Origin of the sequence: Cupriavidus basilensis (assembly GCF_008801925.2) — a bacterium.
GTDB classification, from domain to species: Bacteria; Pseudomonadota; Gammaproteobacteria; order Burkholderiales; family Burkholderiaceae; genus Cupriavidus; species Cupriavidus basilensis.
Genome location: NZ_CP062804.1, coordinates 1,363,815 through 1,377,402 on the forward strand (window position 1 = coordinate 1,363,815; position 13,588 = coordinate 1,377,402).

Here is a 13,588-nt window from a genome sequence, read left to right on the forward strand (position 1 = left end):
GCCCGCCCGTGCCGCCCGGTGCCCGTGTTCCACCGGGCCAATGGCCAGGATGGCGATGCCGGTGAGAGCAAGGAGTGGGTGTGCCAGCACGATGGGTAAGGGGTCTTTGGTTGAGGAGGTAGCGATACGGCCTGGACTGGCCGCATCACGGGAGGTGGGCATCGAAAAGCGGGCATCGAGAAGCGCGCACCGAAAAGCGGGAAGCCGTGCGCGGCCCCCATGCCGGCTAAGGCGGCAGCGCCAGGCTTGCCGCGGCGAACGCCGTGGCCGGTAGCGCCAGGGCCGCGGCCGTGCGCGGGAAATAGGCTAGCAGCAGCACGAAGGCCAGCGCCCCGGCACTGACCGAGCCCGCCCATACCACGGCGCCTATGCTGGCGCCCCAGCCGCGCAGGCAGGGCAGCGCGGCCAGGGCCAGCAGCAGCCAGCCGCAGGCGCGCAGCAGCCAGCGCGCGGGGGCGGCCGGCGGCGCGGCATTGCGCCCCCGGACCTGGCCGTGGTGCCGATCCATCGCCAGGCTGATGCTGGCCATGCCGGCATAGCAGAACGCCAGGCTGGCCAGGGCGGCGAGCGTTGGGGGCATCGAACTCAGCGCCATCATGCGTCTCCCAGCCCGGCCCGGCGGACCCTGGCGGCGGCCCACAGCAGCAGGGCGCCGAGGGCCAGAGCGCCGAGTTCCAGCCCCGCGCTCTGCCCGTCTCCGTGTGCCAGGTAGCGCAGGATGTGCCAGCCGGTGGTGAGCGCGTTGAGCAGCGGCAAGGCCAGGCAGAGCAGGCCTGCCAGCGCCAGTTGCCGGGGCCAGGCCCGGGCTGGCGGGCTTGCCAAGGCGTGGGCCGTGGCCGCCAGCCACACCGCGAAGAAGACTGCGATCTCCCACGCGTGGCGCTCAGGCAGCGCCACGGGCAGCAGCCGGTTGCCCCACAGGTATCCGGCGCACGCGATCGCCAGCCCGCCGATCGCCGCGACGTTCAGGCGGTCGATGGCGCCATAGACGCGCGCGCTGGCCGCACCGAACTCCTGGGCCTTGCGGTTGGCGCGCTTGGCCGAGAACAGCAGCAGTCCGGTGGCCATCATGGCGGCGCCCGCCAATCCGCAGGCAAAGTACAGCCATTTCACCGCATAACCGCCGAAACGGGCCATGTGCAGCGTGCGCATGACCGAGCCGGCAACCAGCGGCGCGGCGCCGCCGGTGCCCAGCATTTCATCCTCGGCCTTGGTCGACAGGTAAGCGCCGCTCACGCCGTCATAGTGCAGTTCGCGCCGGGCGGCGAAGGCCAGGCCGTCGTACAGGTAGGCGCCGGCGATGGCGACGCTGGCCGTGCTGGTGCCTGGCCGTGTCACGGCGACCGATGTGATGGCGCGGTGCTCGCTGTCCGCGCCGGCGGCCAGGCGTTCGCGCGCATCAGCCAGCAGCGTGGGCAGCGCCAGCAGCGCGGCCGGCGCGCCCGGCGGCGGCAGGGCCTTGGATTCGAGCCAGCCAGCCTGGCCAAGCACGCGGAACAGCTTGGCCTCGCTGCCTTCGTAGTAGGTGCGGATGCCCGCTGGCATGGTGTCCGGCCACCAGATGACCAGCCCGGTGTAGGCGATCATCAGCAGGAAAGGCAACGTCAGCACGCCCAGCGCATTGTGCGCATCCAGCCAGGAGCGCTGGCCCTTGCCCGGGCGGAAGGTGAAGAAGTCCTTGAAGAAGCGCTTGTGCGTGACGATGCCCGACACCATCGCCACCAGCATGACCATGGTGGCGGCAGCGATGATCCACACGCCCGCCATGCCCGCATGCAATTCGTAGTGAAAGAGCACGAAATGCTGCCCGCCCAGCGAGTCCCGTGCGGGCGGGAGCACGGTGCCGGTAATGGGGTCGAGCCGGACCTCCCGGGCTTCGCCATCGCCGCCGCTGGCCTGCCCATCCCAGTGCAGATGCATGGCGGCATCGTCGTTAGCGGGAAACTCGATCTCCCAATGGGCGGATTGCGGCGCATGGCGCTCCAGGTAGTGCTGGGCATAGGCAAGGGCGCGTTCGTTGTCTACTGCGCCGGCGGTGACTACCAGCCGTTCCGGCTGCATCCAGCGTGTGATGGCGGCGTGGAACACGCCCAAGGTACCGGTCAGGAATACCGCGAACAGCAGCCAGCCCAGCCACAGGCCGCACCAGGTATGCAGCCATGCCATTGATTGGCGCAAGGAGGTCTTCATGGCCGGCCCTGCATCCAGTGGGCAGCGCCAGCGGCGATCAGCAGCGCCGCGGACGGTGCCAGCAGGCCCAGCCAGGCGCGGCCGGGCGTGCGTGCGGCGAAGGCCCAGAGCGCGGCGCCGGTGTAGATGGCGTAGCTGAACAGGCTGGCCGTCATGACGGCCTCGGCCCGCAAGGCCGGCAGCAAGGCGGCAGGGGCCAGGATGCTGGCCGAGGCGAGCAGGTAGCCACCCAGGATCGCCGCGCCTGTGCGCGAGGCGATCTGCATGGCCTGCGAAGGGGCGGGCGAGCGCGGAGATGGGGAGGCATGCAAGGAACGGGGAGAACGTCCAGCGTCCGGGGGCAGGCGGGAAGCCAAGGTGCGGTTTACCTTTCCGAGGGCGGGGTAAGTTAGGAGAAATGCGTTGGGACCGGTGCCGCAAAGGCTGCAGCGTCTCTGTAACCCTGATGCGCGAGATTGCGGAATCTGCCGGGGTTGCCGGTAAATCCCTGATTTGTGCTTAAAAGGTAACTTATTTGTGCCGCGGAAGCGGTTGAGGTGCTTTGGTTCGGCTGAAATAGTTGACTAGTTTTTTCATGGGGATAAAATAACTTTCACAAACATGAAAAACAGCCGGGTATCACAGCCGCCCTCATGGGGTCGCGGCATAGCCGGCATGGAGACTGCAATGACCCCCTCGTCGTCCTCACCGAGCTACTTTGTCCGTGCCGAAGACGTGCCCGGCTACCACCCGGCCAATCATGTCGGCACGCTGAACCGCCGCATCATCGGCCGCGAGAACGTCGGCGCCACCCAGCTGGAAGTCATTCACGGCACCATCGAGCGCGGCAAAGGTGCCTTGCCGCACGCGCATCCCGGCATCGAGCAGGTCTGCTATGTGCTGGAGGGCAGGGCGCGAGCCGAGGTGAACGGGCAATCGCGCGAGCTCGGCCCCGGCGATTGCTGCTTCTTCCCGGCCGAGGCCATGCATGTGTTCACGGTGATCAGCGACGAGCCCGTGAAGCTGCTGGTGATCTACGCCCCGCCTTACGAGGAATCCCCGGATCGCGTGATCCGTCCCGCCTGAGGAACGCTGCCGAGCGCGCCATTTCGCCTGGGTGCCCGCACCCGATACGACGTTTGTTGTTCAAGCCTGGTAGGAGATTCCGATGACACTGTGTTCCCGACGCCGTTTGCTCGTTTGCGCCGCCATCTTGAGCGCCATGCCCGCATTGGCGTGGAGCAGCACCTATCCCGCCAAGCCGATCCGCATGGTGGTGCCTTTCGCGCCGGGCGGCGCCTCCGACGTGGTGGCGCGGCTGGTGTCGCAGCGGCTGGCGGAGGCCTTGAAGCAGCCGGTGGTGGTGGAAAACCGCCCCGGCGCCAATGGCATCATCGGCACCGATATGGTCGCGCGTGCCGCCCCCGATGGCTATACGCTGCTGCTCAATACCGCTGGCGCGCAGACGCTCAGCCCCGTGCTGTACAAGGCAGGTTACGAGCCGTTGAAGAGCTTTGCGCCGATCAGCCTGATCAGCAGCATCGGTTTTGTGATGGTGGTCCACCCGTCGGTGCCGGCCAAGACCGTGCAGGAGTTCGTCACGCTGGCTCGCGCCAAGAGCCGTCCGCTGAGCTTGTCGGCCGGCAGCAGCATGATCGAGCTGATCGGGGAGACATTCAAATCCACCGCCGGCACCCCGGACGTGGTCAGTGTGTCGTACCGGGGCACCGGCCCGCAGATGCAGGCCGTGGTGGCGGGCGAGGTCGACATGACCATCGATCCCTTCAATTCGATGGCGATGATCCGGGCCGGCAGGCTGCGCCCGCTGGCCGTGCTGTCGCCCAAGCGCTCGCCGGCGCTGCCCGATGTGCCGACCATGCAGGAGGCCGGGATCCAGGGCATGAACTTCAATTCCTGGGCCGGGCTGCTGGCGCCGGCAGGCACGCCGAAGGAAATCGTCACCCGGCTGAACCAGGAAATCGTGCGGATCGTCGCGATGCCGGATATCAGGGAGCGCCTTGCCGCCATCGACTATGAGGCCGTCGGCAGCACGCCCGAGCAGTTTGCCACCATCATTGCCGACGACGCCGCGCGCTGGGCCAAGTTGGTCAAGGACACCAATTACAAAGAGAAGACCGCACGATGAGGCGGCATGGTGCCAGGGGGCATCGCAAAGACAAAGCTGACAAGGCTAATCCACGACAACGAGATGGCTAGCCAAAAACAGGAGACAACACTATGCCAAGCCTCACCACGCTGCTGCGCGCCGCGCTGCCATTACTGAGCCTCGCCGCGGCGCCGTTCGCGGCGGCGACCGACGCTTATCCCAGCAAGCCGATCCGCATGGTGGTGCCGTTCGCCGCCGGCAGCGGCACCGACGCGGTGGCCCGCATCACCGCCAAGGAGCTCGGCGACGCGCTCAAGACCAATGTGGTGGTGGACAACCGTCCCGGGGCAAATGGCGCGATTGCCGCCGAGATCGTCGCGCAGGCCGCGCCGGACGGCTACACACTGTTCATGACCACCAACACGACCCATTCGGCCAATCCTTCGCTGATGAAGAAGCTGCCATATGACCCGATCCGCGACTTCACCCCGGTGGCGCGCATGGGCAACCTGCCATTCATGCTGGTGGTCAACCCGAAGTTGCCGGTCAAGACCGTGGCGGACCTGATCGCCTATGCGCGCACGCATCCGGGCATGTCTTACGCCAGCGGCAACAGCACCGGCATCGTGTCGGGCGCCACGCTCGGGCGCATGGCCGGGCTGGACCTGCTGCATGTGCCGTACAAGAGCACGCCGCCGGCCATGACCGATGTGATCGCGGGGCAGGTGCCGATGATGTTTGTCGACGTGGCGGCCGGCATTGCCAACGTGAAGGCGGGCAAGCTGCGGGCGCTGGCGGTGACCACCGCGCAGCGCAGCCGGCTGCTGCCGGAGCTGCCGCCGCTGGCCGACACGCCTGAGCTCAAAGGCTTCGATATTACGTCCTGGAATGGTGTGTTCGCGCCAGCGAAGGCGCCTGCGGAGGTGGTCGAGCGGCTCAACCGCGAGCTCTCGCGCATCGCCGCGAGCAAGGAAGTCGCCCCGCGCTTCGAAGCGCTGGGCTTTGAGGCATTCGGGCAATCGCCCAAGCAGTTCTCCGGCTTCGTGGCCGGCGAACTGGTCAAGTGGACCAAGCTGGTCAAGGACGCTGGCATCCAGCCGGAATGAGGTAGGCATGAACTTTGAAAGAACCCCCGAGCAGCGCGCCATCGTCGAAGCGGTGACGCAGCTATGCAGCGACTTCGGCGCCGACTACTGGTCGGGGCTGGACGACGAAGGCAAGTTTCCCCATGCCTTCCACCAGGCCATGGCGCAGGCGGGCTGGCTCGGCATCGCGATGCCGGAAGCATACGGCGGCGCCGGGCTTGGCATTACCGAGGCGGCGCTGATCATGCAGACGGTGTCGGCGTCCGGCGCGGGTTTTTCCGGTGCGTCGGCCATCCATATGAATGTGTTTGGCCTCAACCCGGTGGTGGTGTTCGGCAACGACCGGCAGAAGGAGGCGGCGCTGGCGCCGCTGATCGCCGGGACCGAGAAGGCCTGCTTCGCCGTGACGGAGCCCGACGCCGGGCTGGACACCACCCATCTCAAGACCCAGGCCGTGCTGTCGGCGGATGGCGCCAGCTATCGCGTGGACGGCCGCAAGATCTGGATCTCCACCGCGCAGGTGGCCGACCGCATGCTGCTGCTGGCCCGCACCACGCCGCTGGACAAGGTGGCCAAGCCGACGCAGGGCCTGAGCCTGTTCTACACGGCGCTGGACCGCAAGCACATCGAGGTGCGCGAGATCCACAAGATGGGGCGCGCCGCGGTGGACTCGAACATGCTCTTTATCGACGGGTTGACGGTGCCGGTGGCCGATCGCATCGGTGAGGAAGGGCGCGGCTTCGAGTACATCCTGCATGGCCTCAACCCCGAGCGCATCCTGATTGCCGCCGAAGCCGTCGGCCTTGGCCGCGTCGCTCTGGAAGCGGCAACGCGCTATGCCAGGGAGCGCACCGTGTTCGGGCGCCCGATCGGCCAGAACCAGGGCATCCAGCACCCGCTGGCGCAAGCGTGGATGGCGCTGGAAGCGGCCGATATGATGGTGTGGAAGGCGGCCTGGCTGTACGACAACGGCAAGCCCTGCGGGGCCGAAGCCAATACCGCCAAGTACCTGGCGGCGGAGGCCGCGCACCAGGCCTGCCAGACCGCGGTCCTGACATTGGGCGGCATGGGCTATGCGCGCGAGTACCGGGTGGAGCGTTACCTGCGCGAGTCATATATCCCGCGCATTGCCCCGGTCAGCGCGCAACTCATCATGTGCCATATCGCCGAGCGTGTGCTGGGTTTGCCGAAGTCGTATTGAACTCGTTCTTGATGCATTGCCCGCCAATCCGTGCGGCGGCGCTGCCATTCTTTCAGCGATGAAAATAATAAAAAACGCGCCGTATCTTCATGCGGCGCGTTTTTTATCTGGGGAAGTCAGCTTGCGCTACAGCCGTTACAGCCGGCCCATGACCACCAGGATCACGACGATCAGCACGACCAGGCCTAGGCCGCCGCTGGGGTAGTAGCCCCATCCCGTGCTGTATGGCCACGTGGGCAGTGCGCCGACCAGCAGCAGGATAAGAAGGATAAGCAGGATCGTACCGATGGCCATGATTGGCTCCTTGACGGGTGGATCAGCGCGAGGCTCGCGCTATCTGGTTTGTGTTCTGGATCGTCGTTGATCTCGTGGTTAACTGTTGCTTACTTGCCCAGTTCGTGACCGATGACGCCGCCTGCCACCGCACCACCGATAGTGCCCGCGGTGCTGCCGTGCGACAGCTCATGACCCGCCACACCGCCAGCCACGGCGCCGGTAGCGGTACAACCGTTCAATCCGAACAGAAGCGCTGCGCTCGCGATGAGTGCGCTTGCCAGTCTCAACATGGTGGTCTCCTACGTGAATGATGCTGCTGACGGCGCTAACGGGCGCGCCTGCCATGCTGACAAGATAGCCGGGCACGCAGTCCGGCCCAGCGGGACGGCCTCTGATACGGATGTAGGAATTGGATGACGCCGCGAGCGCGGCGTCAGGAAAGGGGGCAACCGGGAAAAGGGCGACAGAACGGCCGACAGAACGGCCGGCGGCGCGGGCAGCACACGTGCCCGGCAGCCATTCGGTCTCAGCGCAGGATCAACGCAGGCGCTTGATCAGCGAGGAGGTGTCGGCGCGGCCACAGCCGTCTTGCTGCAGGTCCGCGTAGAACTGGTCGACCACGGCGGTGACCGGCAGGCTGGCGCCGTTGCGGCGTGCCTCGTCCAGGCACAGGCCCAGATCCTTGCGCATCCAGTCCACCGCGAAGCCGAAATCGAACTTGTCTTCGATCATGGTGGGGCCGCGGTTTTCCAGCTGCCAGGAGCCGGCGGCGCCCTTGCTGATCACATCCAGCACTACCTTCATGTCCAGTCCCGCGCGCTCGCCAAAGGCGATGGCTTCGGACAGGCCCTGCAGCAGGCCGGCGATGCAGATCTGGTTGACCATCTTGGCCAGCTGGCCCGCGCCGGAGCCGCCAATGCGGGTGACGGCGCGCCCATAGGCGCCCAGCACGGCCTCGACCCGACCGAACACGGCCTCGTCGGCGCCGCACATGATGGTCAGGATGCCCTTTTGCGCGCCGACTTCGCCGCCCGAGACGGGCGCATCGACAAAGTGCAGGCCCCGCTCGTTAGCCGCGGCATGCAACTCGCGCGCCACATTGGCGCTGGCGGTGGTGTGGTCCACGAACACGCAGCCTGCCGGTGCGTTGCTGTAGGCGCCGTCCTTGCCAGTGAGGACCGAGCGCAGGTCATCGTCGTTGCCCACGCAGGAGCAGACCACTTCGGCGTCTTGCGCGGCCAGCGCCGGGGTGGCGGCGGACTTGCCGCCGAACGCGGCGACCCACTGCTCGGCCTTGGCAGCCGTGCGGTTGTAGACGGTGACCTGATGGCCCTTGGCGGCGAGATGGCCAGCCATGTGATAGCCCATGACACCCAGGCCGATAAATGCGACGCGCATGACTTGAATACTCCGAAGCCCGCGTTGGCGGCGGGCGAGTGGTTGGCCAGGTGGGCAGTCCACCGAAGCCGGGAATGCTGCCATTCTTGCACTGCAACGTCAACAAGCGGTGCCGCGCGAAATTGTTGTGCGCACGCGCATGTCGGGGGCGGCGCGGCGGTCGACAAGCTTCAGCGCACGCTGCACTCGCCTACCGCTGCGCTTGCCCGGCCCACCGCTCGCCTGCCGGGCACGGCGGCCAGCAAGGCCTGCGTGCAAGGATGGCGGGGCGCGCCGAACAGCGTGGCGGTATCGGCTTCTTCCACCACGCGGCCGTCCTTCATGACCGCCACCCGGTCGCAGACCTGGGCCGCCACGCGCAAATCGTGCGTGATCAGGATCAGCGACAAGCCGGTGCGCGCGCGCAGGTCGTCGAGCAGCGCCAGCACCTGTGCCTGCACGGAGACATCCAGCGCGGACACCGGCTCGTCCGCCACCAGCACGTCGGGCGACAGGGCCAGCGCCCGGGCCAGGCCGATGCGCTGGCGCTGGCCGCCGGAGAACTCGTGCGGATAACGGTCGAGCGCGCTGGGATCCAGCCCTACCAGTTCGAACAGCTCGGCGGCGCGAAGGCGTGCCCGCAGCGGATGTTCCCCATGGATCAGTGGCCCCTGCGCGACCAGCTCGCCCACGCGGCGGCGCGGGTTGAGCGAGCCAAACGGGTCCTGGAACACCATCTGGATGCGCCGGGCGCGCTGCCGGCGCTGGCCCGAGCCGCTGGCCAGCAGATCGGCGCCATCGAGCCGCAGGCTGCCGCGATCCGGGTCGAGCAGGCCTACGAGGCAACGCGCAAGCGTGCTCTTGCCGCAGCCGCTCTCTCCCACGATGCCGAGCGCGCCGCCGCGCGGCAGCGCGAGCGATACCTGATCGAGCGCCTGTACCTGGCGCCGTCCCCGGCCGAGCCAGCCGCCGCCGCGGTAGGTTTTGCCGATGCCGTCGATGGCGAGCAGCGTGTCACGCGTCTGCACGCGCGGCGTCGGCGGCTCCAGCGTGGGCACGGCGGCCAGAAGCGCTTGGGTGTAGGGATGTTGCGGCCGCGCCAGGATCTCGGCCGCCGGCCCCGTCTCCACCACCTCGCCTTGGCGCATGACCGCGATGCGGTCGGCAATCTCCGCCACCACGCCGAAGTCGTGTGTGATGAACAGCACCGCCGTGCCTTTGCGTTGCTGCAACTCGCGGATCAACCGCAGGATCTGCGCCTGGGTGGTGACGTCGAGCGCGGTGGTGGGCTCATCGGCGATCAGCAAGCTGGGCTCGAGCGCCAGCGCCATGGCAATCATGGCGCGCTGGCGCTGTCCGCCGGACAGCTCATGCGGATAGGCGCCAGCGGCGGCATGCGGCTGCGGGATCTGCACGTCTTCCAGCAGGCTGCGCACCTTGCGCGCGATTTCCGCCTTGGGCAACCGGGTGTGGGTGCGGAACACCTCGCCGATCTGGTCGCCAATGGTGCGCAGCGGATTGAGCGCTGTCATCGGCTCCTGGAAGATCATGCCGATACGTGCGCCGCGTATGCGCCGCAGATCCGCCTCGGACAGCGCCGTCAGCTCGCGGCCTTCAAACAGGATGCGCCCGGCGCTGCGGCGCACGCCATCGGGCAGCAGCCCAAGCACGGCGCCGGCGGTCATGGACTTGCCTGAGCCGCTTTCGCCAACCACGCACAGGATTTCGCCTGGCGCCAGCGCCAGCGACACGCCATCCAGCGCGAGCGGGCGGTCGGCGCCGGCGGGCAAGGCGACGCTGAGCGCGTCGATACTGAGAAGGAAGGGCAACGGTCCGCTCATGCGCGTTTCAGCCTGGGGTTGAGTGCGTCGTTCAGGCCCTGTCCCACCAGCGATACAGCCAGCACGGTGAGCAGGATGGCGACGCCGGGAATGGCCGAGACATACCACTGCGAACGCAGCACGCTGCGTCCGCCTCCGATCAGGTTGCCCCAGGAGGCCACGTTCGGGTCCGACAGGTTGAGAAAGGCCAGCGCGCTTTCCAGCAGGATGGCCAGCGCCATCACCACGCTGGCGTACACCACCACCGGCGGCAGCGCGTTAGGCAGGATCTCGCGAAAGATGATCTGCAGGTCGCGCATGCCCAGCGCGCGGCAGGCGTGGACGAAGTCGCGGTTGCGCAGGGTCAGGAACTCGGCGCGCGTCAGCCGCGCGGTGGCAGGCCAGGACACCACCCCGATGGCTAGCGTCACAGTGGTGATGCCGGAGCCGAACACCGACACCAGCACCAGCAGCAGCAAGAAGCTGGGCAGCGTCTGGAAGCCTTCGGTCAGCCGCATCAGCAGGTTGTCGGTCCAGCCGCCGTAGTAGCCCGCGAACGCGCCGATCAGGATGCCGATGGACACGGCAATCAGCGTAGCCACGAAGCCGATCAGCAACGAGACGCGCGCACCATGAAAGATCTGGGCGGCGATGTCGCGCCCGGTCTGGTCGGTGCCTAGCCAGAAATGCGGATCTTCCAGCGGCCATTGCAACGGGCGGCCGGCAAGGGAAAGGGGATCGGCGGGAAACACGGCCGAGGCGCAGGCCGCCATGGCAATGACCCCCAGCAACACCAGCAGGCCGAAGGCCGCGGCGGGGTTGCGCAGGTAACGTCGGAGCAGCTTCATGCCTTGCGTTCGTGAAGGATGCGGGGGTCGAGCAGCGCATACAGCATGTCGACGATGAAATTGATGGCGATCACCAGCAGCGCGCTGATAAAGACAATGCCCAGCAGGGTGTTCAGGTCGCGCTGGACCACCGAGTCATAGGCCAGCCGGCCCAGCCCCGGCAGCGCGAACACGCTTTCGATCACCACCGAGCCCCCCAGCATGGTGCCGAACTGCAGCCCGGCCAGCGTGAGCAGCGGCAGCAGCGCGTTGCGCAGCACATGGCGCACCAGCACGGCGTACTCGGACAGGCCCTTGGCGCGCGCGCTGCGCACGAAGTCCAGCGTCAACACCTCCAGCATCGACGCGCGCATGATGCGCAGGTAGATAGCCAGGTAGATCAGCGCCAGGGTCACGGTGGGCAGCACCAGGTGCCAGGCGATGTCGGCCAGTCGCGCCAGGCTCGTGTAGCCGGCGGCAACGTCCTGGTAGCCACCGGGTGGCAGCCAGCCCAGGTGGATGGCGAACACCACGATGCCCATCAGCCCGAACCAGAACGACGGCGTGGCATAGAACACCAGCCCGAGCATGGATACCAGCGTATCCGGCCAGCGATCCACCCGATGCGCCGCGGCCACGCCCAGCGCGATGCCGCACACGGCGGCCAGCACCTGCGCGCAGCCCATCAGCAGCAGTGTGACGGGCAGGCGCTCCAGGATGACGGTGGCCACCGGCTTGCCATAGATGGCGGAGTAGCCCAGGTCCAGATGCACCAGACGCCACAGGTAGCGGCCAAGCTGCACCGTGGTGGAGGCGTCGAGCCCGTAGAACTGCCGCAGCTGGCCGACGACGGCGGCATCCGCGCCCCCCATTTCGGCGACCAGCGCATCGACGGTGTCTCCCGGGGCGAATTGCAGCAGCAGGAACAGGCCGCACAGGATCAGCAGCAGCGAGGGCAGGCTGGCTGCCAGCCTGCGCAGGGCGAGTGACAAGATGCGCATGGCCGGCTCAGGCCGACAGCCAGGTGTCGTACCAGCTGCTGGATGGCCAGCGTGGCGTGTTGTGGTCGTTGTGCACGCGCTTGCTGGTGATCGAGTAGAACTCGCGCTCGGTCACCATCCAGACCGGCAGCTCGTCGTTGACCTCCTTGACCCACTCGGCATAGAGCGCCTTGCGCCTGGCCGGGTTGATCTCCGAGGCGGCGTCGTCGATCAGCTTGTCGACCTTGGCGGACTGCCAGCCGTACTGGTTGGTCCAGGGCGCGCCCTTGGGGCTGCCAGAGCGGTACCAGACGGTGGTCGACACCGCGGGGTCGCCGCGGTACTGGTGCCAGCCGGTGGCAAGGTCGAAATTCCAGTCGCGGTACACGGTCGACAACGCGCCGGCGATGTCGAGTTGCTGCACGGTGACCTTGATGCCCACCTGCGCCAGCGACTGCTGTACGTAAGTGGCGAACAGTGGCACGTCCTCGCCGTTCTGGATCGGCACCAGCTTGAGCGTGAAGCGGTTGCCGTCGGCGCCACGCTTGAAGCCGGCTTCGTCGAGCAGGGCTTCGGCGCGCTTGCGGTCGAACGGGTAGGGCTGCTTGCCGCCGGGATAGAACGACGAGGTCGAGGGAATCGGGCCGGTGGCCGGCTTGGCGGTGCCGTACAGGAAGTTCTTGATGAAGAAGTCGACGTCGATGGCGTGCGCGATGGCGCGGCGCACGCGCACGTCCGACAGCTCCTTGCGGCGCACGTTGAACTCCAGCGTGTTGTTGTAGGAGTTGGCCTCCAGCCCCTTGGTGGACACCTTGAAGCGCCCATCCTTCTTGAATCGCTCAAGATCCGCCAGGCCGACATGCGAATAGGTGGTCAGTTGTGCCTCGCCGGTTTCAAGCGCGGCAGCCGCGGCGGACTTGTCGGTGATGATGCGCCACACCACACGGTCCAGGTACGGCGCGGTCTTGCGCCAATATGCGGCATTGCGCTCGGCGATCACGAACTGGCCCCGTTCGTACTGGGTAAAGCGGAACGGCCCCGTGCCGATCGGCGCGGTATTGGCGGGGTTCTCCAGCACGTTGGAGCCTTCGAACTTGTGGCGCGGCACCACGTAGCCAAGGTCGCACAGCGCGCGCAGCAGCAACTCGATCGGCATCGGGCGCGAATAGCGGAACACCGCGGTCTGTGCGTTGGGTGTATCGACGGCATCGAGGTACAGGTGCAGCGCGGTGCCGTAGTTCAGGTGCTTCTTCCACAGTTCCATCGCGTTGTACTGCACGTCGGCCGAGGTGAAGGGCTTGCCGTCGTGCCAGGTCACGCCCTCGCGCAGCTTGAAGGTGATGGTCTTGCCGTCCGGTGAGCTGCTCCAGCTGGTGGCCAGCACGGGCGCGGGCTTGCCGCTGGCGTCCAGGTCCACCAGCGATTCGATGATCTTGCTGGACACCACATAGACACCGGTGGACGCGCGCAGCGCGGGGTTGAGGATGCGCTGCTCGCCGCCCAGCAGCACCGTCAGCACGCCGCCCTTGCGCGGCGTGTCGGCAGCCTGTGCCAGCAGCGTGCCCGGCAGGGAGGCGCAAGCGGCAAGGGCACCGGATTGAATCAGGAAGTCGCGTCGCGTCAGGGACATGGCAGGGGTTCCACGGTAATCGAAGGAATGCAGGAAGCAGGGAGCACGAAGGCTGGGCAGCCAGCGAGTGTAGGGGGCGCCGCCGCGCGAGGGAAACGCGCTTTTCGTCTAAGCAA

The 13,588-nt window shown here is 67.2% G+C and carries 14 protein-coding genes; 4 read left to right on the forward strand and 10 right to left on the reverse strand.

Going from position 1 to position 13,588, the window contains the following annotated elements; genetic code table 11:
• Positions 1 to 226: 226 nt before the first annotated feature.
• Genes F7R26_RS26950 through F7R26_RS26960 form a run of 3 tightly spaced genes read right to left on the reverse strand, consistent with a single transcriptional unit; the run spans position 227 to position 2,456 of the window.
• A complete protein-coding gene (locus tag F7R26_RS26950; RefSeq protein ID WP_241754742.1) occupies positions 227 to 598 on the reverse strand; it encodes a DUF3325 domain-containing protein in 372 nt (123 codons plus the stop codon).
• Positions 595 to 2,190: a PepSY-associated TM helix domain-containing protein gene (locus F7R26_RS26955; RefSeq protein ID WP_241754743.1), complete on the reverse strand. Its 1,596-nt coding sequence runs from the start codon at positions 2,188 to 2,190 to the stop codon at positions 595 to 597. The genes F7R26_RS26950 and F7R26_RS26955 overlap by 4 nt, the downstream gene beginning before the upstream one ends.
• The gene (locus tag F7R26_RS26960) at positions 2,187 to 2,456 is read right to left on the reverse strand and encodes a DUF3649 domain-containing protein (protein WP_150986610.1); all 270 of its coding nucleotides are present in this window, start codon (positions 2,454 to 2,456) and stop codon (positions 2,187 to 2,189) included. Before F7R26_RS26960 ends, F7R26_RS26955 begins: the two co-directional genes overlap by 4 nt.
• Positions 2,457 to 2,856: 400 nt before the next feature.
• Between F7R26_RS26960 and F7R26_RS26965 the strand changes: the two genes are divergently transcribed.
• The 4 genes from F7R26_RS26965 to F7R26_RS26980 all read left to right on the forward strand — a co-directional run bounded on the left by F7R26_RS26965 (position 2,857) and on the right by F7R26_RS26980 (position 6,562).
• A complete protein-coding gene (locus F7R26_RS26965) occupies positions 2,857 to 3,255 on the forward strand; it encodes a cupin domain-containing protein (RefSeq protein WP_150986609.1) in 399 nt (132 codons plus the stop codon).
• Positions 3,256 to 3,337: 82 nt separating this feature from the next.
• Positions 3,338 to 4,315 carry a Bug family tripartite tricarboxylate transporter substrate binding protein gene (locus tag F7R26_RS26970; RefSeq protein WP_150986608.1) on the forward strand — a complete coding sequence of 326 codons (978 nt, stop codon included), beginning with the start codon at positions 3,338 to 3,340 and terminating at the stop codon, positions 4,313 to 4,315.
• 92 nt (positions 4,316 to 4,407) lie between these two features.
• Positions 4,408 to 5,382: a Bug family tripartite tricarboxylate transporter substrate binding protein gene (locus F7R26_RS26975; RefSeq protein ID WP_150986607.1), complete on the forward strand. Its 975-nt coding sequence runs from the start codon at positions 4,408 to 4,410 to the stop codon at positions 5,380 to 5,382.
• Positions 5,383 to 5,389: 7 nt separating this feature from the next.
• Positions 5,390 to 6,562: an acyl-CoA dehydrogenase family protein gene (locus F7R26_RS26980; RefSeq protein WP_150986606.1), complete on the forward strand. Its 1,173-nt coding sequence runs from the start codon at positions 5,390 to 5,392 to the stop codon at positions 6,560 to 6,562.
• Positions 6,563 to 6,697: 135 nt separating this feature from the next.
• On the opposite strand, the gene F7R26_RS26985 is transcribed toward F7R26_RS26980, so the two are convergent.
• The 7 genes from F7R26_RS26985 to F7R26_RS27015 form a co-directional block, all read right to left on the reverse strand.
• Positions 6,698 to 6,856: a DUF3309 family protein gene (locus F7R26_RS26985; RefSeq protein ID WP_150986605.1), complete on the reverse strand. Its 159-nt coding sequence runs from the start codon at positions 6,854 to 6,856 to the stop codon at positions 6,698 to 6,700.
• A gap of 89 nt (positions 6,857 to 6,945) precedes the next feature.
• Positions 6,946 to 7,128, reverse strand: a complete 183-nt coding sequence (locus F7R26_RS26990) for a glycine zipper 2TM domain-containing protein (protein WP_150986604.1) — start codon at positions 7,126 to 7,128, stop codon at positions 6,946 to 6,948.
• A 247-nt stretch (positions 7,129 to 7,375) separates the two neighbouring features.
• A complete protein-coding gene (locus F7R26_RS26995; protein WP_150986603.1) occupies positions 7,376 to 8,236 on the reverse strand; it encodes an NAD(P)-dependent oxidoreductase in 861 nt (286 codons plus the stop codon).
• Positions 8,237 to 8,406: 170 nt separating this feature from the next.
• Positions 8,407 to 10,056, reverse strand: a complete 1,650-nt coding sequence (locus F7R26_RS27000; RefSeq protein WP_150986602.1) for an ABC transporter ATP-binding protein — start codon at positions 10,054 to 10,056, stop codon at positions 8,407 to 8,409.
• Entirely contained in the window at positions 10,053 to 10,883 is an 831-nt protein-coding gene (locus F7R26_RS27005) for an ABC transporter permease (protein ID WP_150986601.1), read from the reverse strand. The genes F7R26_RS27000 and F7R26_RS27005 overlap by 4 nt, the downstream gene beginning before the upstream one ends.
• Positions 10,880 to 11,863 (reverse strand): ABC transporter permease, encoded by a 984-nt coding sequence (locus tag F7R26_RS27010; RefSeq protein ID WP_150986600.1) that lies wholly within the window; start codon positions 11,861 to 11,863, stop codon positions 10,880 to 10,882. Before F7R26_RS27010 ends, F7R26_RS27005 begins: the two co-directional genes overlap by 4 nt.
• 7 nt (positions 11,864 to 11,870) lie before the next feature.
• Positions 11,871 to 13,472 carry an ABC transporter substrate-binding protein gene (locus F7R26_RS27015; protein ID WP_150986599.1) on the reverse strand — a complete coding sequence of 534 codons (1,602 nt, stop codon included), beginning with the start codon at positions 13,470 to 13,472 and terminating at the stop codon, positions 11,871 to 11,873.
• Positions 13,473 to 13,588 lie beyond the last annotated feature (116 nt).